At 35.2% G+C, this 20,740-nt stretch carries 22 protein-coding genes; 17 read left to right on the top strand and 5 right to left on the bottom strand.

What is annotated here, in order from left to right:
• Positions 1-170: 170 nt before the first annotated feature.
• Positions 171-2,537: a DUF6359 domain-containing protein gene (locus SJY24_RS25010; protein WP_377866568.1), complete on the top strand. Its 2,367-nt coding sequence runs from the start codon at positions 171-173 to the stop codon at positions 2,535-2,537.
• Between the two features lie 78 nt (positions 2,538-2,615).
• Here SJY24_RS25010 and SJY24_RS25005 read toward each other — a convergent pair whose 3' ends face one another.
• Complete coding sequence (locus tag SJY24_RS25005) at positions 2,616-2,909, bottom strand: hypothetical protein (protein ID WP_377866567.1); 294 nt, start codon at positions 2,907-2,909, stop codon at positions 2,616-2,618.
• A 218-nt stretch (positions 2,910-3,127) separates the two neighbouring features.
• Here SJY24_RS25005 and SJY24_RS25000 point away from each other — a divergent pair, with 218 nt between their 5' ends.
• Positions 3,128-3,427 (top strand): hypothetical protein, encoded by a 300-nt coding sequence (locus SJY24_RS25000; RefSeq protein ID WP_001148896.1) that lies wholly within the window; start codon positions 3,128-3,130, stop codon positions 3,425-3,427.
• 98 nt (positions 3,428-3,525) lie between these two features.
• On the opposite strand, the gene SJY24_RS24995 is transcribed toward SJY24_RS25000, so the two are convergent.
• Positions 3,526-4,374, bottom strand: coding sequence for a hypothetical protein (locus SJY24_RS24995; RefSeq protein ID WP_377866565.1), 849 nt, complete (start codon positions 4,372-4,374; stop codon positions 3,526-3,528).
• A gap of 765 nt (positions 4,375-5,139) precedes the next feature.
• Here SJY24_RS24995 and SJY24_RS24990 point away from each other — a divergent pair.
• The 3 genes from SJY24_RS24990 to SJY24_RS24980 all read left to right on the top strand — a co-directional run bounded on the left by SJY24_RS24990 (position 5,140) and on the right by SJY24_RS24980 (position 9,249).
• Positions 5,140-5,496, top strand: a complete 357-nt coding sequence (locus tag SJY24_RS24990) for a MerR family transcriptional regulator (RefSeq protein ID WP_329762750.1) — start codon at positions 5,140-5,142, stop codon at positions 5,494-5,496.
• A gap of 188 nt (positions 5,497-5,684) precedes the next feature.
• Positions 5,685-6,257 (top strand): TetR/AcrR family transcriptional regulator, encoded by a 573-nt coding sequence (locus SJY24_RS24985; protein WP_000963368.1) that lies wholly within the window; start codon positions 5,685-5,687, stop codon positions 6,255-6,257.
• Positions 6,258-6,471: 214 nt separating this feature from the next.
• Positions 6,472-9,249, top strand: a complete 2,778-nt coding sequence (locus SJY24_RS24980) for a YhgE/Pip family protein (RefSeq protein ID WP_377866564.1) — start codon at positions 6,472-6,474, stop codon at positions 9,247-9,249.
• Between the two features lie 28 nt (positions 9,250-9,277).
• Here the strand turns inward: SJY24_RS24980 and SJY24_RS24975 are convergent, their stop codons facing one another.
• Entirely contained in the window at positions 9,278-9,709 is a 432-nt protein-coding gene (locus SJY24_RS24975) for a PH domain-containing protein (RefSeq protein WP_377866563.1), read from the bottom strand.
• A 108-nt stretch (positions 9,710-9,817) separates the two neighbouring features.
• Between SJY24_RS24975 and SJY24_RS24970 the strand changes: the two genes are divergently transcribed.
• The 3 genes from SJY24_RS24970 to yknW are packed head-to-tail and all read left to right on the top strand — an operon-like array spanning position 9,818 to position 11,071.
• Complete coding sequence (locus SJY24_RS24970; protein WP_377866562.1) at positions 9,818-10,030, top strand: hypothetical protein; 213 nt, start codon at positions 9,818-9,820, stop codon at positions 10,028-10,030.
• Between the two features lie 36 nt (positions 10,031-10,066).
• Positions 10,067-10,369 (top strand): DUF2087 domain-containing protein, encoded by a 303-nt coding sequence (locus tag SJY24_RS24965; protein WP_016101573.1) that lies wholly within the window; start codon positions 10,067-10,069, stop codon positions 10,367-10,369.
• A gap of 24 nt (positions 10,370-10,393) precedes the next feature.
• Entirely contained in the window at positions 10,394-11,071 is a 678-nt protein-coding gene (gene yknW, locus SJY24_RS24960) for a YknW family membrane protein (protein ID WP_016128909.1), read from the top strand.
• Positions 11,072-11,246: 175 nt separating this feature from the next.
• On the opposite strand, the gene SJY24_RS24955 is transcribed toward yknW, so the two are convergent.
• Positions 11,247-11,588 (bottom strand): PH domain-containing protein, encoded by a 342-nt coding sequence (locus tag SJY24_RS24955; protein WP_377866561.1) that lies wholly within the window; start codon positions 11,586-11,588, stop codon positions 11,247-11,249.
• Positions 11,589-11,737: 149 nt separating this feature from the next.
• Between SJY24_RS24955 and SJY24_RS24950 the strand changes: the two genes are divergently transcribed.
• Together SJY24_RS24950 and SJY24_RS24945 are read left to right on the top strand one after the other, a co-directional pair.
• Complete coding sequence (locus SJY24_RS24950; protein ID WP_088292310.1) at positions 11,738-12,247, top strand: GNAT family N-acetyltransferase; 510 nt, start codon at positions 11,738-11,740, stop codon at positions 12,245-12,247.
• Between the two features lie 225 nt (positions 12,248-12,472).
• A complete protein-coding gene (locus SJY24_RS24945) occupies positions 12,473-13,486 on the top strand; it encodes a LacI family DNA-binding transcriptional regulator (RefSeq protein WP_071744567.1) in 1,014 nt (337 codons plus the stop codon).
• Positions 13,487-13,525: 39 nt separating this feature from the next.
• On the opposite strand, the gene yhfH is transcribed toward SJY24_RS24945, so the two are convergent.
• Entirely contained in the window at positions 13,526-13,654 is a 129-nt protein-coding gene (gene yhfH / locus SJY24_RS24940) for a protein YhfH (RefSeq protein ID WP_000567010.1), read from the bottom strand.
• Between the two features lie 180 nt (positions 13,655-13,834).
• On the opposite strand from yhfH, the gene SJY24_RS24935 reads away from it, so the two are divergent.
• The 7 genes from SJY24_RS24935 to SJY24_RS24905 all read left to right on the top strand — a co-directional run bounded on the left by SJY24_RS24935 (position 13,835) and on the right by SJY24_RS24905 (position 20,736).
• Entirely contained in the window at positions 13,835-14,569 is a 735-nt protein-coding gene (locus tag SJY24_RS24935) for an MBL fold metallo-hydrolase (RefSeq protein ID WP_377866560.1), read from the top strand.
• Positions 14,570-14,578: 9 nt separating this feature from the next.
• Positions 14,579-15,568: a lipoate--protein ligase gene (lplA, locus tag SJY24_RS24930; protein WP_000897293.1), complete on the top strand. Its 990-nt coding sequence runs from the start codon at positions 14,579-14,581 to the stop codon at positions 15,566-15,568.
• A 214-nt stretch (positions 15,569-15,782) separates the two neighbouring features.
• On the top strand, positions 15,783-16,208 hold the full coding sequence (locus SJY24_RS24925) for a hypothetical protein (RefSeq protein WP_377866559.1): 426 nt from the start codon (positions 15,783-15,785) through the stop codon (positions 16,206-16,208).
• 164 nt (positions 16,209-16,372) lie between these two features.
• A complete protein-coding gene (locus SJY24_RS24920) occupies positions 16,373-17,905 on the top strand; it encodes a fatty acid--CoA ligase family protein (RefSeq protein ID WP_377866558.1) in 1,533 nt (510 codons plus the stop codon).
• Positions 17,906-18,089: 184 nt separating this feature from the next.
• Entirely contained in the window at positions 18,090-18,341 is a 252-nt protein-coding gene (locus tag SJY24_RS24915; RefSeq protein WP_377866557.1) for a hypothetical protein, read from the top strand.
• 97 nt (positions 18,342-18,438) lie between these two features.
• On the top strand, positions 18,439-19,461 hold the full coding sequence (locus SJY24_RS24910) for an S-layer homology domain-containing protein (RefSeq protein ID WP_377866556.1): 1,023 nt from the start codon (positions 18,439-18,441) through the stop codon (positions 19,459-19,461).
• 219 nt (positions 19,462-19,680) lie between these two features.
• Positions 19,681-20,736: a sulfate ABC transporter substrate-binding protein gene (locus SJY24_RS24905; protein ID WP_071744573.1), complete on the top strand. Its 1,056-nt coding sequence runs from the start codon at positions 19,681-19,683 to the stop codon at positions 20,734-20,736.
• Positions 20,737-20,740 lie beyond the last annotated feature (4 nt).

The following is a 20,740-nucleotide window of genomic DNA, read 5'->3' as shown; positions in this document are numbered from 1 at the left end:
TTGAATAAGATACCTGTTAGTTAATAAACCTATATAAGTTATTTTGTGTTATAGTTTGAAAACTTGTAAATTAAATAAATTTTGTGTAAAACTTGTCGAAATATAGTTCTATATAACGAATCATTTGATATGATAGAAATGCTGAGAAAATATGAATTAGGGAGAGGAAAATGGCTGTGAAGAAATTGTTAAGTATCTTTTTATCATTATTGCTATTGCTTTCATTTACTGGAACTTTAGCGCAGGCGGAAGAAACTACTTCTATGTCGGTAGAGAAAGCAATTCAAGTATTTAAGCAGCAAGGGAAAACGAAGGGGATAGTGGAAGGATATATCGTTGGGTATACGCAGAGTCCTTCTAAATACACGAAAGATCCGGCTAAGTTTGATGATACAAACGTGGCAATTGCTGATTCGCCAAACGAAACGAATCCAGACAAAATCATGCCTGTTCAGTTGCCAAAAGGCGATGTGAGATCGGCAGTAAATGTGAAAGATCATCCTGAAAATATCGGAAAGAAAGTTCAGCTAACAGGGACGCTTGAATTATATTTTGGTAGCCCCGGTTTAAAATCGGTAACAGCTCATAAGTTTCAAGGGGAAGAACAAAACCGTGTTAGCGATGTAGTAGCTTCGCCTGGTGGCGGGGAAGTTGCTAAAGGAACAGCGGTAACATTAACAACGAGCACAGAAGGAGCAACAATCTACTATACGTTAGATGGTTCTAATCCTACAAATAAAAGCGTTCGTTATAACGGACAAATTATAATGAATGAAAATAGTGTAGTGAAAGCAATCGCAGAAAAAGAAGGGCTTACTCCTTCAGCGGTTTCAACATTTTCATTTATAATCGTCACAAATGAACAAGTTCGTATCCATGATATTCAAGGGAAATCACATATTTCTCCTTACAATGGAAAAAAAGTACGAAATGTAGAGGGTGTTGTAACAGCGCTCGATAAAAATGGTTTTTATGTAGAAGATAATCAGCCAGACGAAGATCCAGCTACTTCTGAAGGTATTTACGTATACAAAAAAGATGCGAATGTAGCAGTAGGAGATCTTGTCCAAGTTGATGGAGAAGTAGAAGAATATGTTGGACCTGGATATGCAGAGCGATTTGAAACAGACTTAACGACGACGGAAATTAAGGCGAGTCGCGTTGCTGTAATCGCAAAAGATCAACCTTTACCAGCGCCGATTGTATTAGGAGAAAACGGTGTGAAAATCCCTGATCAAATTATCGATAATGATGCATTCGGTTTATTTGATCCAAATGAAGATGCAATCGATTTTTATGAAAGTGTAGAAGGTATGCGCGTTACGATGCCAACGCCAAAAATTATCGCTCCGCAGAAAAACGGTAATTTATATGTAACAGTAAAAAATGGCGGAGATAAAGTGGTAACGAAGTATGGTACACCTTTATTAGATAAAGAGCAATTAAATCCAGAGCGCCTTTCTGTAAAAGTACCTCGTGATTATGTCGCGAAAGTAGGCGATACATTCACTGGAGATATAACAGGCGTAGTAGGATATGACTACGGTTCGTTCCGCATTTCGCCAGTAACGGAATTACCATCTGTAGTGGACGGCGGATTTAAGCAAGTAGGGGCAAATATTCAGCCGCGTCTTGATAAGTTAACAGTTGCTACATATAACATTGAAAACTTCTCAGCTAACAAAAAAGAAACAACAGATGAAAAAGTAAAAGCGTTAGCTTATTCTATTAAATATAATTTAAAAATGCCTGATATTATCGGTGTACAAGAGATGCAAGATAATAATGGAGCAATCAATGATGGTACAACAGATGCATCTTTAAGCGCAAAACGTATCATTGATGCTGTATTAGAAATTCGTGGACCGAAGTATGAGTATGTAGAAATTGCGCCGAACAACAATCAAGACGGCGGGGCACCTGGAGCTAATATTCGCGTCGGTTTCTTCTATAACCCATCTCGTGTGAAATTAGCGACAGTACCGAAGTTACTAGATAAAAATGTAGTTCGTATTGGAGACGAAAATCCTTTATTTGAAAGTACACGTAAACCGTTAGCTGCAGAATTTACATTCCAAGGACAAAACGTTGTTGTCATCGCAAATCACTTAAACTCAAAACTAGGAGATGCAACACCATTTGGAAAAGTGCAGCCGCTCGTATTAAAGAGTGAAGAAAAACGAGTTCAATTAGCACAAGAAGTGAATCAAGTCGTACAAGGTATTCAGAAAAAGAATACGAATGCACCAGTTGTTGTATTAGGTGATATGAACGATTTCGAGTTCTCTAAACCACTAGAAGCACTGCAAGGAACGATATTAAAAGATATGTTAAACACAGTGCCGAAAGAGAATCGCTACACGTACATTCATGAAGGTAACGCACAAGTGTTAGATCATATTTTAGTAACAAATAACATCGCACCGCACACAATTGTAGACCCAATACACTTAAACTCAAACATTATGAAAGAACATGGCCGTGTAAGTGACCACGATCCAGTACTTGCTCAAATTGATTTGAAGAAGGCTTCATAAAGTAGGAGAACGCTTAGGTAAATAAGCGTTCTTTTTAGGCTGCATAATGAAATACCTCCAATTGCTAATGTTATATGCTTATTTAGTAAAAAGGTAACCAGATAAGAGAACAGAGCCAATAAGTAAAATATTCAAAAGAGTGACCACTGAAGCTATAATAGGTAATACTTTCTTTTCAGAAGGACTAATAAATGAAATGATAGCCATTATTATAGATAAAATGGTTCCGCATAATATTGCGTACGTCATAGGAGTAACTGTATTGGGACCAAATCGATCTAAGACAGGAACAAGTGAAAACATTAAAATAGTACTGAATAGGCTAAAGGTTAAAAACATATAACTTTTCCAAGTATGAATTTTAGGTTGCATGATCAAAACGCCCCTTTCCAAGGTAATGTGGACTATTTATGTTTATCCATATGCAAATCATAACTTAATTTAAATTGTTGATTTTCTATGGCTTTAGCAGTGATCATTTTATTTAAAAAGAGAATATAACTAATCACTCGAGATTATATATAGATCCCCCTTTTTATAAAATTCATGATAAAATTAATTGAATATTTAGTTTTTTAAGGAGGTCAACGATGCAAGCACGAATAAATGGGAAATTAATGAATCAGCTTGCGGTTTTTTTTAGTACAATCGTCATGCTTCAGTTTGTAGCCGATATAACAGGGCTTACACAGAATCTAGATAGTATGTATTACTTAATAAATACAGCAACTTCCTATGTAACGTTTAGTTTGGCGGTTATTTTTACTTTAATAGGTGCGAGAAGAGAATTAAGTAAATATGCAATTATTTCATTATGTTTAGTGGTAGCTATTAAAGCAATTTATTTTGCGGCGGTTGTTATTTTGTGGGGATTGGCTGGTACGCCGTAAAAGAAGAGTAGTGAAAGTATGCATTTGATACATGTAAACGAATAAGAGCGTAATTCCGATCTCACATAGGGAATTACGCTCTTAGTCGTTTTAATTACTTAGTCTGAAATTACTTGAAAAGCTTTTCTACATCGATCTCGTTTTTGAAGTCTTCTCATATATCTTTTTTTGTCCCGTTGTAATCCCTTTATGTACATGAATAAGCTGACAAGGAAGAAAAATGTACATTGTAAAATGTACGGTGACATCCCGTGTAATGGTTGTTTCGGATCATATAAGTGAATAGGTGCTCCGCCTATTGTAGGGAATATTGTATTTAGTAGGACGAAAGGAATGGAAGTAACTGCAAATGGAAATAGAAGTGCCATGTAATCCTTTTGTGACCATGTGGACGCTGCTAAACCTAAGAGGGCCATTAAACCAGCGAATAAAAAATTAATCCCAATATATAGAGAAATATAAGTGATGGGAGAAGAGAAATATAACTCTGCGAACATTCCGTTGCCGTTTATCATGCTAGTACCAACGGTGGGATCTCCATTTGGAATGGTTAATTTGCAAAGTAATAAAGAAAGAATGAACGGTAAAGTATAAAGAAATCCACCGCAGAAAAATGTAACGATATATTTTGTAAAGGAATACGAGAATAGGGAAATTTCCTTACTTATAAAAGATTTGAAACCATCGGATTTATCGGAATTGTAACTTGTACTAAATGGTAAACTTGCAATAACAGGCAGTAATAATAAATAAACATCCATTTCATTATCACGAAACCCGATCCATTTAAAAGCAGTTGCCATAGTCCCGTCCGCTGCGTCTCCTAAATAACGAATTACATAATAATAATGATAAATAGAAATAAGAACTAATCCACTAAACATAATAATTAAAGAAACCCGGCTACAAAAAGCTTGCTTTATATTTAAACGAAGTGCACGCATCATGACTGAAAAAGCCTCCACTATTTTTATAAATCTGTCTACTGTCTATATTACTATTAATTGTAAGGATTTTCTTGCTTTTTTATTTGATTATTAGAAAAAGAGAAATTTATGTGTTGTTAAGTAAGGTTTAACTGTAGAAGATGATTGTCTCTGCAAAAGGGAAAAATAGTGCGTATCGAACCTTCATTATTAATCATAGTTTAGAAAAGCGAAGAGAAGCAGTATTTGATAAAAATGTAAATAAATAAGAGTTAGAGAAAAGCATGCTTTCTATGTTGAAATAGTAAAAGATGCTCCTAAGGTTTTAACTTTTGGGGCATCTTGTACTATTTTATGAAAAGTTTAGATTTAAAGAGTGTAAAATACTATGATTATGCAAGAGATGCATCCCCGTATTAGATGATGATGTATATGGATTTTACCATAAAGATAATAACCATTTCGGATTGTTAAAATGTGTACAGTAATCAGAGATAAAATTAATAAAAATATCATGTGGGGAATGAAAAAGATTAAAATACTTGATACGAGCAGTGTTATTCCCGATATGGTAATGCTGACAGCAGAGTATGTAGGGATACTTTTCTTTTTATAATGAGTTAACCCAGCTACAATAAGAAGAGAAGCGTAAAAGATAGCTAAAATACTACTACTACATGAAAAGATATTCAAAATAATTCCTCCTTTTATGTTATTAAAATATGATTTCATTAAAAGATACGGGGTTAACCCCCTGTCAATACATGATGCAAAGGAAGTGGAAAAATGAGAATTGGAGAATTTGTTACGTTCCTACGTACTACAAAAGATACAGTTCGACACTATGAAAACTTAAATTTAATTGTTCCAACTCGGATAAATAATAGGAAAGAGTATAGTGAAAAAGAGATATTAGATTTTCAAGTTATTATTGAATTAAAAGAGATGGGATTGAGCTTGAAAGACATTCAACTAATATTTGAGCTGAAAAGTTCATTAGGATGTGGGGACAAGAAACTAATAGATGAAGTATTAGTTAAACTTACAAATCATATGGATTCTCTACTAATAGAAGAAGAAAACATTCGTAACAGAAGGATTCAATTACAAAAAAAATTGAGTGAGATAAAGAAATTGTTATGAATATATTCTAGCTTTCCATACAAGTATACTTTTTGATACACTATGGACAGTATTATATAATTTGACTGGAATTTTTTTATACTGGGAATAATAAAAAAGAGAACTTGTATAGAATGTAAGCGTGTGGTAATATCAAAGATGTACTGATTGACTATATTATCCAATTGGTCATTTTTGGAGGTGAAGATGTGGCGATAGATCGAAAGCGTTCTATTATTGAAGCTGCAACAAAGTCTTTTTCAGCGTTCGGTTATAAAGCAACAACGATGGATCAAGTAGCGAAGTTAGCGAATGTAGGAAAAGGAACAATTTATACTTTTTTCAAAAATAAAGAAGAACTATTTGGCGAAATTATCTCTAATTTAATTACAGAAATGAAGCAAGTTGCAGAAAATGCAATTCGTTCAGATATTTCATTTTTTGAAAATGTACATAGAGCATTATATAGCATATTAGAATTTAGAAAAGAACATCAGCTCATGATTAAATTAATTCAAGAAGAGCGCGATATGGGAACGAAAGAAGTACAAGAAGTGATGCAACAAGTAGATGTGGAAATCGTTTCTGTCATTCAATCTTATTTAGAGATTGCAATTGAAAAAGGTGAAATTAGCAAATGCGATCCAGAAATTACAGCGTTTATTATGCTTCGCCTATACGTATCGCTTATTTTTGATTGGGAAAAAAATCATGAACCGTTAGAAAAAGAAAAAATATCGGAGTTATTCGAACTGTATTTACTAAAAGGATTGTCAAATTAAGATAATCCTTTTAATTTTATAAAAAATGACTAATTGAACAAAAAAGTCATATGTTTAATTAAGGGGGGAATAGAGAAAGAAATTTCATAATGAGGAATAGTTGCATAGTATAAATTCGGGGATGAGGCATATGTATGAACAGAATATAGCCTTTTTGTTTGCATAAAAATGACCAAATGTTGATTTTGGTCATTTTTAAAAAGGGGGATAAATTATGAAATGGCATAAGTTGCTTAGCAAAGAATTTGCAGAGATTATAAAAAGTAAAAAAATATTAATCCCAATCATTGCGGTTTTATTTGTACCGATTTTATATGCGGGTATGTTTTTATGGGCTTTTTGGGATCCGTATGAACAGCTAGATGACTTACCAGTTGCGGTAGTCAATTTAGATAAAGGTGCAGAACTTGATGGGAAACCAATTGAGGTCGGGAAAGGGCTCGTTGATAACTTAAAAGATAATAAAAGTTTTAAATGGGAATTTGTAAGTGAAAAAGAAGCGAAAGAGGGAATGGAAGGCAGAAAGTATTACATGTTAGTCCGTATTCCAGATGACTTCTCAAGTAACGCTACAACTTTATTAAAAGACGATCCGAAACCATTGAACTTAGAATATATTCCAAATGAAAGTTTGAACTTCTTATCTTCACAAATTGGCGGAACAGCCATTGAAAAAATTAAAAGTGAAGTATCAAGCACGTTAACGAAAACATATGCAGAGAAAATGTTTGATTCCATTAAAGACGTCTCAAAAGGGTTAGCGGATGGAGCGGACGGAGCAAATAAGTTACATGATGGAGCTAGTGAGTTGCATGATGGCTCAAGTAAAGTGACGGATGGACTCCATACACTTCAAGGGAAATCTGGGGAGATGAAAGATGGAGTTCAGACATTAGCAGATGGATCTAATAAATTAGTAGATGGGTCAGGCAAAGTAACAAACGGTTTAAATACGCTAAATAGCAAAACAGGTGAAATGCAAATAGGTATCGGGAAATTGCAAGATGGATCTGGAAAAGTAACAGCAGGTTTAAATACGTTAAATGGCAAAACAGGTATAGGGAAATTACAAGATGGATCTGGAAAAGTAACAGATGGTTTAAATATATTAAATGGCAAAACGGGTGAAATGCAAAAAGGAATTGGCGAATTGCGAAGTGGATCTGAGAAAGTAACAAACGGTTTGAACACAATGGTAAGTAAAACAGATGAATTAAAAACAGGAACAACTGAACTATCAAATGGTATGGAAAAACTTGCGGGAGGGCAAAGTCAATTAGAGAAAGGTTCTCAGGAGATTCAAAAGGGTTTGCAAGAGTTAAATAATAAAGTACAAAACTCTGTTGCAGGATTAGGGGAAATGCAGTCGAAAGTTCCTTCTATATTGAATACAGTAAATGAGAAAATAGATGGAGCTGGAGAAAATGTAAATCAGTTAAATGAACTCACTCAATCAACAGCAAGGGATGCAAAAACTGCAGCGCAAGATGTTGCGAATTTACAAAAGCAAATTGAAAGTTTACCGAAAGAATACCAAGAGCAGTTACAGCCATTTATAACAAATGCTGCAAAAAGTACGGCGACAGTTCAGCAGAAAGCTGCCGGAGTAGCAGGTGGAACAAACAAATTAAATGAAGAAGTAAAACAATTAAAAGGTGAAATCGGTGAAAAGACAAGTGGAATGCAAAGCAAAATGCCGAATCCAGAGGAGGTGGGAAATTTAACGAGTGGTATTAAGAAATTAACGAATGCGCAAAACGAATTTGTAAGTAAGTTTCATGGATTAGGTGAAGGATTAGGTAATGCTAAAGTAGGTGCAGATAAATTAAAAAACGGATCAGGGCAATTAATTGATGGGGTAAATCAATTATTAGATGGATCTGGAAAGGTAACAGAAGGGTTAGGTGCATTATCTGTAGGAGCAAACCAAATGGCAGGTGGAATCACTCAATTAGCAGATGGCTCAAGTCAAGTAACAGGTGGTTTAGGCACAGTATCTCTAGTAGTAACCAGATTAGAAGACGGTTCAAACCAAGTAACAAGCGGTTTAGGAACATTATCTGTAGGAGCAAATCAAATGTCAGGTGGAGTAAATCAATTAGCAGATGGATCGGGTCAAGTAACAACTGGCTTAGGTACTCTAAATGGTGGGCTAAATAAAATGTCAACTGGCTCAAGCCAGCTAATCGACGGAGTAAATAAACTAACAGACGGATCCGGAAAAGTGACAGATGGACTTGTGAAAGTAAATGATGGTTCAGGTGAACTTGCTGAGAAACTTGGTGAAGGGGCAGAAAAAACAGGGGAAGTAAAAGGAACGGATAAAACGTATGATATGTTTGCAAGTCCTGTAAAAGTAAAGGTAGAGAAAATGGCGGAAGTTCCAAACTACGGAACAGGATTTACGCCGTACTTCTTATCGCTCGGTTTATTCGTTGGGGCATTACTATTATCTATCGTATACCCATTACGCGATACAGTCGGTGTTCCGAAATCAGGATTTAGTTGGTTTATTAGTAAGTTCGGCGTATTACTATCAGTCGGTATTATTCAAGCAATAGTAGCAGATGTCATATTACTGTTCGGATTAGGTGTAGAAGTACAAAGTATTCCGTACTTTATACTCTTTAGCATCGTTACAAGTTTGGCATTCATCGCATTAATTCAATGTTTAGTAACAGCTTTCGGTGATGCAGGGCGTTTCATCGCCATCATAACATTAATTATGCAGCTTACAACAAGCGCTGGAACATTCCCGTTAGAATTGATTCCTAAGTTTTTACAACCATTTAATGCTTGGCTACCGATGACATACTCTGTATCAGGATTTAAAGCAGTTGTATCGAGCGGTGATTTTAACTTCATGTGGCAAAATATAGGAATATTAATGATCTTTATCGTTGTATTATCACTTGGAACAATTGCTTCATTAACGTGGATGCACAAACGACAGTTTAAAAATATTGCTGAGAATCAATCGGTTGAAGCGTAGGGAAAAAAGCACCTTTTTGGTGCTTTTTTTATTTTAGTGCAGGGCATTTTTTTTGTAGTTCGGATATGAATTTTTCAGGATCTTTTGGTGAGATTTTTACACTTCTCCAAGCTCCTGATGTATAAAAAATTTCATAGCAATCTTTCGAAGAGAGAATACGATATCCAATTAAAATGTTATCTGTTTTTGAGATTTTCGTTATATGAACGTACGGAATCTTACTTCGAAATGGACCACCTTTAACAAATAAGTGGTTTTCATAGAATGTATATGTAATAGAAAAGGAACTCCATAATAGGAATTCAGAAGATACAAAGAAAATAGATAGTAGAATGTATAAGTCTGTAGTAGTAGCTTCATCATCAAAGAAGAGAGGAAGCAGTGTTGAAGCACCTATGGTGAAAATAGCAAAAAAGATAATAAATAAGAAAAATTTATCAATTTTAGAGTGGAATGTCATTTGTAGCCCCCCTTCTCCTTAATTTTACCATATCTCATGTTTAGGCTAAATGAAAGAACAGGAATTGCAACAATTTGAATAGAAGTATATTACATGGGAGTTGATACGATGAAAGGAAATCTTACTTATTATTTTATCGTAAATCCGCTAATCATCTTTCTTGTTTACGCCCTTTCACCTATCTTGTTTCATAAAGAAAAATATACAAATATGAAAGATGCACTAGGAATACTTGTAATTTACTATGTGCTAATTAGTGGGTATTACTTTATGGATGTTGTAAGTAAAAGAATGAAGAAGAATAGTAAGGACAGACAATAAAGTTTTATTACATAAAAACTGATGGAGGACAACAAAATGACCGAAAGCGAAATGAAATTTAGGGATACGACCATTCGTAACTTTTTTGATAAAGAGAATCGTTTAAAATCGATTCCAGGTCAAAAGAAGAAAAAGTTAGTGTTATTAGAACATTTGATTAGCAAATTAAACGCTGAAAATCAGTATACGGAAAAAGAAATTAATACATTCATAAAACAATATCATGATGATTTTTGTACGATTAGACGAGAGTTTATCGTGCATGGATTTATGGATCGGGAGGATAATGTGTATCGTATAAATGAGAGAGAAGTATGGAGGAAATGGGAAGAGTTATAAATGTAATGAGGAAGGGGAATTTTCTTGCAAGCTAGTAGTCTTATGCATGAAGAGATTTCTGGAAAACCATCGATTTTTGGGATATTCACTTCGCCAACACTACAATTCAAAAGGATGAAGAATCAAAGAAATATATTCTTTCCACTAGCCTTTTTAATTGTGCTTATTATAATTTCAAGTGCCTTAATGTCTTGGAATTCTTTAAATAATCCTGCACTCAGTATGTTTCATGATAAAACGGGATTTACTGTTCCGAAATACATAACTTTCTTTACTACATTTGGATTTTCAGCAGTCAGTGGAATCGTAGCTATACTTTTTGCACCTATATTCTATAAGAACATTATGATTTTCTTTGGAGTTGATATTAACTATAAAGAAACATTCCCGATAATCATTTATGCTTCGTTTGTATTAAGATTAGGGATGATTTTAAACGGATTAATTGCATTTTCTCTAAGTGGGTATGAGATATCTTATACAGGTTTAGGTGCAATAGCAACAGATAATATGATTCTACATACAATCGCTCAAAGAATAGATATATTTAATATTTGGTATTACGTTTTATTAGGAATAGGTTTAAAAACGATAACGAATTTAAATAAAGACAAACTTATCCCTCTTATTATTGTACTTTTCGTTTTCACTAGTTTATTAGCGAGCATGGCTGGGTTTATGCAGGAAATAGCTAAACCGTAAGGATAGGTGGGAAGTATAATTATAAGCTTGTATGAAAAAGGTGGTTTGGATATGGACAAACCACCCTTTATCCCGCTATTTGCCGGGCAGTAAAACTCCCACCTCAAAATGCGGCTGGAGCAAAGAAGCTAGGTGGGAGATCAACAGCCCGTAAATGCCCGATTAGTAGCCCGCGCTAGTCTTGCATTTTTCTTTGTAGTAAGTCTATGAATTCTTCAATATTTGAACTTGTAATGTATCCCACCGTTATATATTCATCTTCATAATAAAATATTATTTTTTTATCAAAGATTCTTCTCTTCGTTTCTATAGATACAATTTTTTCATACTCAAATTCGGAAATTAATGTATTTTTATATTGGCTAAAAAAGAGAATTCTTCTATTAGTAGCAAATAGCATGCCCGGATACGGAACTTTATGCGTAATAATATAGCCAGTAAGTGAACAATTTAAAGTAGATATAATAACTTCGTCTTTATGTAATAGTTGTTTTGCAGCTGTTAAAATTGGATTCATTTTATGCATTCCTTTTATATAGATGTAAGGATATTGTATCAAAAGTGAAAAGATTCTCAATATGTAATGTTGCATATTGAGCGTTTTAGAGATTCTTAGTTTGATAGTTCCAATATTATTTTTAAAAGAAAAAGGTACGAGGTGATTCGGTGATACGATTAGCAAAAGAGCTTGATGCGGAATCAATTATGGATATTAGAAAAGAAATTATCTTATCAGAAACTACTACAAAGTTTTTTATATCATCTCCAAATAAATTACCAAATGATATTGATTCAGAAAGAGAAAAGATACAGACAAGTAGTGAAAAAGGCAACCTTTATATAGTTTACGAGGTAGATAGTAAGGTGGTTGGCTTTCTGGTTTTCAAACGATATGAACTAGAACGGTTACGACATGCAGGCACAATGGGAATGGGGATTAGGGAGGCGTATTGTAATCAAGGCATTGGTACGAAACTAATTGAATTTCTTATTAGTTGGGCTAAAGGGCAGAAAGGTTTAGAGAAAATTTGCTTAGGCGTAGTTTCTATTAATGATAGAGCAATTAAAGTGTATAAACGAACTGGCTTTGTAGAAGAAGGAAGGCAAAGAAAGCAAATTAAATATGAAGATGGATCATATGGAGACGACGTATTGATGGCTTTTTATATTGAATAGAATTCTTATTAAGTAAGAAGGTGTATATGCGTTATGGTATGTACATCTTTTTTCATATGCATATTGTGAAATTCTAAAAGTAGTGTGTAATTTCCTGCAGTTAACAGACTTTTCCCTATGTATAATATTAATATAGTAAAATCATAAGAACCTATATTGCAGTTTCCAATAATATACTATATAATCAGGATAAGAAAACGTTTTCATGCAAAGGGGGAAAATTTCGTGTCGACTATCGAGGACGTGGCGAAATTAGCGGGGTTATCAAGGACAACGGTTTCTAGGGTGATTAATAATCATCCATATGTTTCAGATGAGAAGAAAAAAAGGGTTCAATTAGCGATGAAGCACTTAGGCTTCGTTCCTAATTCTGCGGCGAGAAGGCTTCGTAAACAAAAAACAGAAACAATTGCGGTGCTTGTTCCAAGGATTACAAATCCTTTCTTCAGTAGATTTATTGAAGCAATCGAGATTGCTGCTTCTGAACATAAATATAAACTGATTATTTGTCAAACAAGATATTTACCGGAAAAAGAGATGGAGTATTTACAATTATTATCTACGAAACAAGTAGATGGGATTATTCTATGTTCACTAGAAAATCCGTGGGAAGATGTAGAGCCATACTTACAACACGGTCCAATCGTGTTATGTAATGAATATATTGAGGAAGCAAATGTTCCGACAGTGAAGTTTGATCATGCGCAAGGTGCATACATAGCTGCCAATCATGTGCTAGAACAAGGCTATCGTAATCTTATTTTTTGCCGTGGTAACGAAACAAAAGTAGTTAGCCAACAGCGGAAAATGGGCTTTTTACGCGCTATTACTGAAAAGAGTAGAGAAGTAGAAGCGATCGACTTTCTTGAAAACGCTTTCTCTTGGGACGATGGAAAACGAATATTCCATGAAGTATTAAAGGACAAAAAAAATCCTACCGCGATTTTGGCAGGAGGCGACGAGGTTGCAGCTGGAATTATCTCAGAGGCGAAACGCCATAATTGGAGTATTCCAGAGGATCTCGCTGTTATTGGTTTTGATAATCAAATTTTATCACAAATTACAGAACCAGGTATTACGACAATTGAACAGCCAATCGATGAGATGGCTCGAAAAGTTGTCGACCTAATGATGGATAAAATCCATACGAAAAATTATCGAAAAAAAGAATTGTATGAGTTTGAACTGGAGCTCTTGGTGAAAGGTTCAACGATGAAGGATACGATGTTATTAGCCTAGTAGACTATGTCTGCTAGGTTTTTTTATGTTCACAAACTACTATTCTTCGTGAACGCAATCGTCACATTTGTTATGGTATGCTTCGTGCTGCTCATCAATTTCTTTTCCACAGTGTGCACAAGTTTTCGTCGGTAAATTTCTGAAAAACTCCATTGGTTGATCGATCATGTCAATCCCTCCATTTCCATTTCTTACTATCATTGTATTAGTACAAAAAACAAAAGTCAACAACTGTTTTATAACAAAATTGAAAATTAATGAAAAAGTTTAGGAAATGGATTATAGTTAACAATGTAGGATGTACGTAAAACATGCATTCCTACTCGGTTTTAGAAAGGATGGATACATATGAAAATGACTGTTGTCGGCTTTTGGGGCGGCTTTCCAGAAGCGGGAGAAGCAACGTCGGGGTATTTGTTTGAACACGATGGTTTTCGTTTACTTGTAGACTGTGGCAGTGGTGTACTAGCACAGCTTCAAAAATATATAACACCATCTGATATAGATGCAGTTGTACTGTCGCACTATCATCACGATCATGTTGCAGACATTGGGGTATTGCAATATGCGAGATTAATTACGAGTGTGACAAAGGGACAACTACCGGAACTGCCAATATACGGTCATACGTTTGATGAGAATGGATTCCATTCTTTAACACATGAACCGCATACGAAAGGAATCGCGTACAACCCAGAAGAAACACTTCAAGTTGGACCGTTCTCCATTTCATTCTTAAAAACTGTTCATCCTGTTACATGCTTTGCGATGCGCATTACAGCAGGTGATGACGCTGTAGTATATAGCGCAGATTCCAGTTATATTCCTGAATTTATTCCGTTCACAAAAGATGCTGATTTTTTCATTTGTGAATGTAATATGTATGCACATCAAGAGGCTGCAAAAGCAGGACACATGAATAGTACAGAAGTGGCAAGTATTGCGAAAGATGCAAATGTAAAAGAACTTTTATTAACGCACTTACCGCATACAGGCAATCCATCTGATTTAGTAACAGAAGCAAAACAAATTTTCAGTGGCCATATTACGCTAGCGCATAGTGGCTACGTTTGGAACTCATGAGGTGATACGATGTTATTTATTGATAATAAAGGGATTACAGATCCTAGAATAAACTTAGCAATTGAAGAATATTGTGTGAAGAATTTAGATATTAACGAAACATATTTACTGTTCTACATTAACAAACCTTCGATTATCATTGGTAAAAACCAAAACACAGTAGAAGAAATTAATGCAGATTACGTAAAAGAACAAGGCATTCATGTCGTTCGTCGTCTATCAGGCGGAGGCGCAGTATATCATGATTTAGGAAACTTAAACTTCAGCTTTATTACGAAAGATGATGGAGACAGTTTCAGCAACTTCAAAAAATTCACAGAACCTGTAACGAAAGCGCTTGGTAAATTAGGTGTAAATGCAGAACTAAGTGGTCGTAACGACATTTTAGCTGAAGGCAGAAAAATTTCAGGTAACGCGCAGTTCTCAACGAAAGGTCGTATGTTCAGTCACGGTACGTTACTATTTGACTCTGAAATCGATCACGTCGTATCAGCGTTAAAAGTGAAAATGGATAAGATTCAATCAAAAGGCATTAAATCAATCCGTAGCCGCGTTGCGAACATTACAGAGTTCTTAAACGAAAAAATGACGACAGAAGAGTTTAGACAACTTCTTCTAGAAACAATTTTCGAAGGTGAAACAGAAATTCCAACGTATGAATTAACAGAAAATGATTGGAAAGAAATCCATAAGCTTTCTGAAGAACGTTACCAAAATTGGGATTGGAACTACGGAAAATCTCCGAAGTTCAACTTACAACATTCACACCGCTTCCCAGTTGGACAAGTTGACGTTCGTCTTGAAGTGAAAAAAGGAACAGTAACAGAATGCAAAATTTACGGTGACTTCTTCGGATCACTAGATGTTCATGACATTGAAGAGCGTCTAACAGGCGTACAATTTGATAAAGATGCATTCACTGTGGCTTTAGAAGGCGTAGATATCGCGCGCTACTTTGGTAATATTACAACAGAAGATTTCTTACATTTATTCTTCTAAAAATGAGGGAGGTTGTCATAAAGGGCAGCCTCTTTCTTTTTGTTTAGGTTGTCAGGCTTTGTCGGTAAATCGATATATTTTAAAAATCGCTGATATAAATTGAGTTGCGGTCGATATATTCGAAAAATCGCCGATATAATTTCATTTACCATAAAATCACAGGACATTTGCCCCTCGTAAAGGAATATATATATTCAAAAGGAGGCGGATCGAAATGAAAAGAGTAATGTACGTCGTATTATTGCTCAGCTTCGTCATCGGAATGACAGCTTGTAACGATGAAACGTCCTCAAGTCGCACACTCTTATCTATTGGAAAGCCTGCGAAGGATAATGTCATATATTTTACGCATACAGATAACAAACGAAAGATAGATGATATACAAACTATGTTTAAAAATAAGAAATGGAAAAGGAATGAAACGTTTAGTACCGTTGGTAAAACGCCAGATTTCGTCTTGTCGATAGATGAGGACAATAAAGGATTGCCGACATTATATGTTACAGTGTACATTCATGAAAATGGAGCGGACGCTCTCAATTTGTATGGGGAGCATATGGCTTTAAATAAAGAGGAAGTTGAAAAACTTAGAGAGAAGATGAGTGCATATTATCCTAAAATGATTTCTGTGCTAGTTTAATAATTTGCTGGTAAGTGGAATTCCCTTATCCTCCCAAATAAATTCAACAGAAGATGCTCCGTGTATATGCAGTTAATAGAATATCACTTGCCACTTTAATTTTCTTTTAATATAATTAATTTAGAATTTTTAAATATTCTAAATTTTATAAAGGTGGGATTTGTGTGAATCTCGTTCAATCTTTGGCTGAAACGGCAAAAAATAAGGGGGATAAACCGGCATACATATTTATGGATCAGTCGGTCTCGTATGACCAATTAAACAAAGTGGTCACTAGGTTTTCAAGCAATTTAGCAAAAATGGGCATTGGAAAAGGGGACAATGTCGCATTAGCTGTTGGAAATTCACCACATTTTTTAGTCGGTTTATACGGAACGATGAAAGCCGGAGCAACTGTCATTCCGATTAATCCAATTTATACAGCAGACGAAATACATTATATTTTACAAAATGGAGATGTAAAAACAATCATTGTACTCGACGTCCTTCTACCTGTTATACAATCTCTTACAACAAGACTTCCTTCACTTGAAAACATCATCATATGCGAAACCTCATCAGATTTTACTCATACAGAAACTGAAAAAATGAAAACGTTTACTAGTTTTATAGGAACTGGAGATATAACTTACGAAGGTCCTGAACTAGAGGAAGAAGATGTAGCTGTTATTTTATACACTTCAGGTACAACTGGAAAGCCAAAAGGCGCTATGTTAACGCATAAAAATTTATATAGTAATGCAAGCGATGTGGCGTCGTATTTACAATATACTGCGGACGATCGCGTCGTTGCGGCACTGCCGATGTTCCATGTGTTCTGTTTAACGGTTGCGGTAAATGCGCCGATTGTGAACGGGGCAACAATTTTAATGTTACCGAAGTTTAGTCCGAAAGAAGTATTCCGTATTTGTCGTACGTATGAACCAACGATTTTTGCTGGTGTACCGACGATGTACAATTATTTATATTTATTTGAAGAAGCAAGCGCAGAAGATGTAAAGACGCTTCGCCTTTGTATTTCAGGTGGTGCATCAATGCCTGTTGCGCTTCTGCAAAACTTTGAAAAACGTTTTGACGTTATCGTTTCAGAAGGATACGGTTTATCAGAAGCATCACCAGTTACTTGTTTTAACCCACTAGATCGTCCGCGTAAACCTGGGTCGATCGGTACAAATATTTGGCATGTAGAAAATAAAATTGTGAACGAACTTGGGGAAGAAGTACCTGTTGGTGCAGTTGGCGAATTAATTGTTCGCGGGCCTAACGTTATGAAAGGATACTATAACGCACCAGAAGATACAGCAGCGACATTGAAAGACGGCTGGCTGTATACAGGAGACTTAGCGAAAAGGGATGAAGAAGGTTACTTCTATATCGTTGATCGTAAAAAGGATATCGTCTTAGTTGGTGGTTATAACGTATACCCTCGTGAAGTAGAGGAAGTATTATATACACACGAATCTGTAGCAGAGGTTGTCGTAATTGGCGTTCCTGATGAAAACTTAGGAGAAGCAGTGCGAGCTTACGTCGTTCTGAAACAAACGAACGTAACAGAAGAAGAACTAATGCATTATTGCACGTTACATTTAGCGAAATATAAAGTGCCAAAAAGCATTGAGTTTTTAACAGAATTGCCGAAGAATACAACTGGTAAATTGTTAAGAAGAGCTTTGAGAGAGAAGGCATTGCAAGTATAAAAATAAAGATATCCATCACTATGACTACATGTATAGAGATGGATATCTTTTTGTCCAAAAAAGCTGGATTAGTTTGGATGGACAAAATTCCTACTGATTAAAGTTTCACGTTATTTTTTAGAATTGGTTAAGCTATAAGCCCATATATTTAAAACGTAATATTGCTAATAAGGAGGAGATATACGTGGAGCAGAAGGAATTACGCTTACGGAAAGTACAATATCTTATTTGTGACATTATGGATGAAATGAATATGGAGAGTGAAAAGAAGAACTTAGAAACATTGCAAAAGGTAATCGATCACCTTTCAGGGGCGATTGGGGATTTAGTGGATCCATCGGGTACGTATTCAATAGACTATTTAGAGAGAAAAGTGCATACTGCTCATTATTTATTGTTTAAAAATGATCGGAAAGCATATTTGTGTAATAAATAGGTATTATTTGTTTAATTATTTATTTGACATTGATAATCATTATCAATATGATGAGTATGTTAGGTATATTCATATAAAGAGAGAGGTCATGTTGATAATGATTAAGAAAAAATATATTAATGCATTAGTTATAGCAGCAACTTTAGCAGTTCCACTAAGTGGTTTCAATGCGCCGATTGCAAAAGCAGATGTGATTGAAATGAAGGCAGATAGTAAACTTGCAGATGGTACATATGACGTTATTTTAAAAACTTATAAAGATAAAACGAATGAAACATCGGTTGCTTCAACATATTTAAAAAATGCAAAAGTAACAATACAAGGCGATAAAAAAATCGTGACGTTAACAGTGCAAGATAGTAGCTATTTCCAGTATCTTAGAGTAGAAGATCAGAATCAATTAGGGACATTCCATGATGTAAAAGTAATTTCTGAAGATAAAGCAAATAATGGTACGAAAGTTGTTCAATTTGAAATCGGCGAATTCTCGAAAAAATATAATATGCAAATGCATATATTAATTCCAGCAATTAAATATGATCATAAATATCTAATACAGTTTGAAATCGATGCGAGTGCAATTGAAAAGAAATCTAAGTTCTCAGATGTACCGACTTGGGCACAAGAGTCAGTTCAATATTTAGTAGACAAAGAGGCAGTACACGGTAAGCCAGATGGTACATTTGCACCCGCTGAAAATATCGATCGTGGTTCAGCAGCAAAAATATTAGCTACTGTTTTAGGGTTAGAAATTAATAAAGATGCGAAGCCATCATTCCGCGATGCTCAAAATCATTGGGCTACACCTTACATCGCAGCAGTTGAAAAAGCTGGCATTGTAAAAGGTGATGATAAGGGTAACTTTAATCCGAGCGGGCTAATTAACCGTGCATCAATGGCTTCTATGCTTGTGAATGCATATAAATTAGAAAGAAATGAAAATATTAAACTACCAAAAGAATTTGCGGACTTAAAAGATCATTGGGGTGCGAAGTATGCCAATATTTTAATCCAAGAAAACATTTCAGTTGGAACAGATAATGGCTGGGCTCCAGATAAAGCGGTAAGCCGCGCAGAAGCAGCTCAATTTATTGCGAAGACTGATAAGTTGAAGAGATAAAGTTGAAACTAAAATCAGTGGGGGACTATCCTCACTGATTTTAATTTATTAAGAAAAAACAAATTCCAAGTTGACACATATGAATTACGGAATTAAAATGAAAAGAAATCAAACAGAATACAATAGAAGCTCATCAGAGAAACTGAAGGCGCACAACGTTCACTTTTGTGAATAGATTGTGTGCCTTTTTCTATTGTACAAACTAAGGGGGCTTTATATATGAAACAGTGGGGTAAGACAGCGTTTATGAAAAGTACAGGTGTCTTATTGTCGGCATTTGTTCTTTTATCAGGGTGTGGTTCGGCAACATCCACTAGTAATTCTGAAGGAGGCGGAGACAAGAAGACGGTTGAACTTTTAAATGTTTCATATGACCCGACGCGTGAGTTGTATCAAGATTTTAATAAAGACTTTGCGAAGTATTGGAAAGAGAAACATGGTCAGACAGTAAATGTAAAGCAATCACACGGGGGATCAGGAAGTCAGGCACGCTCCGTTATTGACGGTTTAGAAGCAGATGTTGTAACGCTAGCGCTCGCTTATGATATTGACGCGATTAGTAAGAAGAAACAACTAGCAGAAGATTGGCAGAAGCGACTTGCGGATAATTCTACTCCGTACACATCAACGATTGTATTTCTTGTGAGGAAAGGAAACCCGAAAGGAATTAAAGATTGGGATGATTTAACGAAAAAAGGTGTGTCTGTCATTACACCGAATCCAAAAACATCTGGAGGAGCACGTTGGAACTATTTAGGTGCGTGGGGATATGCGCTGAAGAAGTATGACAATAGTGAAGACAAAGCGAAAGAGTTTGTCGGCCAAATTTATAAAAATGTAGAAGTACTAGATTCAGGGGCACGTGGGGCAACAACAACTTTCGTTGAAAAAGGAATTGGTGATGTGTTAATCGCTTGGGAAAATGAAGCGTTATTATCACAAAAAGAACTTGGAAAAGATAAATTTGAAATTGTAACACCTTCGATTAGTATACTTGCTGAGCCACCAGTAGCAGTTGTAGACAAAGTCGTTGATAAAAAAGGAACGAAAAAAGTAGCAGAAGGATATCTTGAATATTTGTATTCAGAAAAAGGGCAAGAAATTGCGGCGAAAAACTTTTATCGCCCTCGTAATGAAAAAGTAGCAGAGAAGTATGCATCACAATTTCCGAAAGTTCAATTATTTACAGTTGATGAACTATTTGGAGGCTGGAAAAAAGCACAAGAAAAGCATTTTAATGATGGCGGTGTATTCGATCAAATGTATAAAAAATAAGGGG

The organism is Bacillus sp. R86525, from assembly GCF_042466195.1.
Taxonomy (GTDB): Bacteria; Bacillota; Bacilli; order Bacillales; family Bacillaceae_G; genus Bacillus_A; species Bacillus_A nitratireducens.
Note: the sequence above shows the minus strand (reverse complement) of the source record. Positions and strands in the feature narration are given on the sequence as shown.

What these genes read in the sequence shown, in the direction of transcription:
- SJY24_RS24965 (WP_016101573.1), top strand. Translation starts at nt 10,067, where the DNA reads ATGACCGAAAGCGAAATGAAATTTAGGGATACGACCATTCGTAACTTT.
- SJY24_RS24970 (WP_377866562.1), top strand. Translation starts at nt 9,818, where the DNA reads ATGAAAGGAAATCTTACTTATTATTTTATCGTAAATCCGCTAATCATC.
- SJY24_RS25005 (WP_377866567.1), bottom strand. Translation starts at nt 2,909, where the DNA reads ATGCAACCTAAAATTCATACTTGGAAAAGTTATATGTTTTTAACCTTT.
- SJY24_RS24990 (WP_329762750.1), top strand. Translation starts at nt 5,140, where the DNA reads ATGAGAATTGGAGAATTTGTTACGTTCCTACGTACTACAAAAGATACA.
- lplA (WP_000897293.1), top strand. Translation starts at nt 14,579, where the DNA reads ATGTTATTTATTGATAATAAAGGGATTACAGATCCTAGAATAAACTTA.
- SJY24_RS24980 (WP_377866564.1), top strand. Translation starts at nt 6,472, where the DNA reads ATGAAATGGCATAAGTTGCTTAGCAAAGAATTTGCAGAGATTATAAAA.
- SJY24_RS25010 (WP_377866568.1), top strand. Translation starts at nt 171, where the DNA reads ATGGCTGTGAAGAAATTGTTAAGTATCTTTTTATCATTATTGCTATTG.
- SJY24_RS24935 (WP_377866560.1), top strand. Translation starts at nt 13,835, where the DNA reads ATGAAAATGACTGTTGTCGGCTTTTGGGGCGGCTTTCCAGAAGCGGGA.
- SJY24_RS24925 (WP_377866559.1), top strand. Translation starts at nt 15,783, where the DNA reads ATGAAAAGAGTAATGTACGTCGTATTATTGCTCAGCTTCGTCATCGGA.
- SJY24_RS24910 (WP_377866556.1), top strand. Translation starts at nt 18,439, where the DNA reads ATGATTAAGAAAAAATATATTAATGCATTAGTTATAGCAGCAACTTTA.
- SJY24_RS25000 (WP_001148896.1), top strand. Translation starts at nt 3,128, where the DNA reads ATGCAAGCACGAATAAATGGGAAATTAATGAATCAGCTTGCGGTTTTT.
- SJY24_RS24995 (WP_377866565.1), bottom strand. Translation starts at nt 4,374, where the DNA reads ATGATGCGTGCACTTCGTTTAAATATAAAGCAAGCTTTTTGTAGCCGG.
- yhfH (WP_000567010.1), bottom strand. Translation starts at nt 13,654, where the DNA reads ATGATCGATCAACCAATGGAGTTTTTCAGAAATTTACCGACGAAAACT.
- SJY24_RS24975 (WP_377866563.1), bottom strand. Translation starts at nt 9,709, where the DNA reads ATGACATTCCACTCTAAAATTGATAAATTTTTCTTATTTATTATCTTT.
- SJY24_RS24905 (WP_071744573.1), top strand. Translation starts at nt 19,681, where the DNA reads ATGAAACAGTGGGGTAAGACAGCGTTTATGAAAAGTACAGGTGTCTTA.
- SJY24_RS24955 (WP_377866561.1), bottom strand. Translation starts at nt 11,588, where the DNA reads ATGAATCCAATTTTAACAGCTGCAAAACAACTATTACATAAAGACGAA.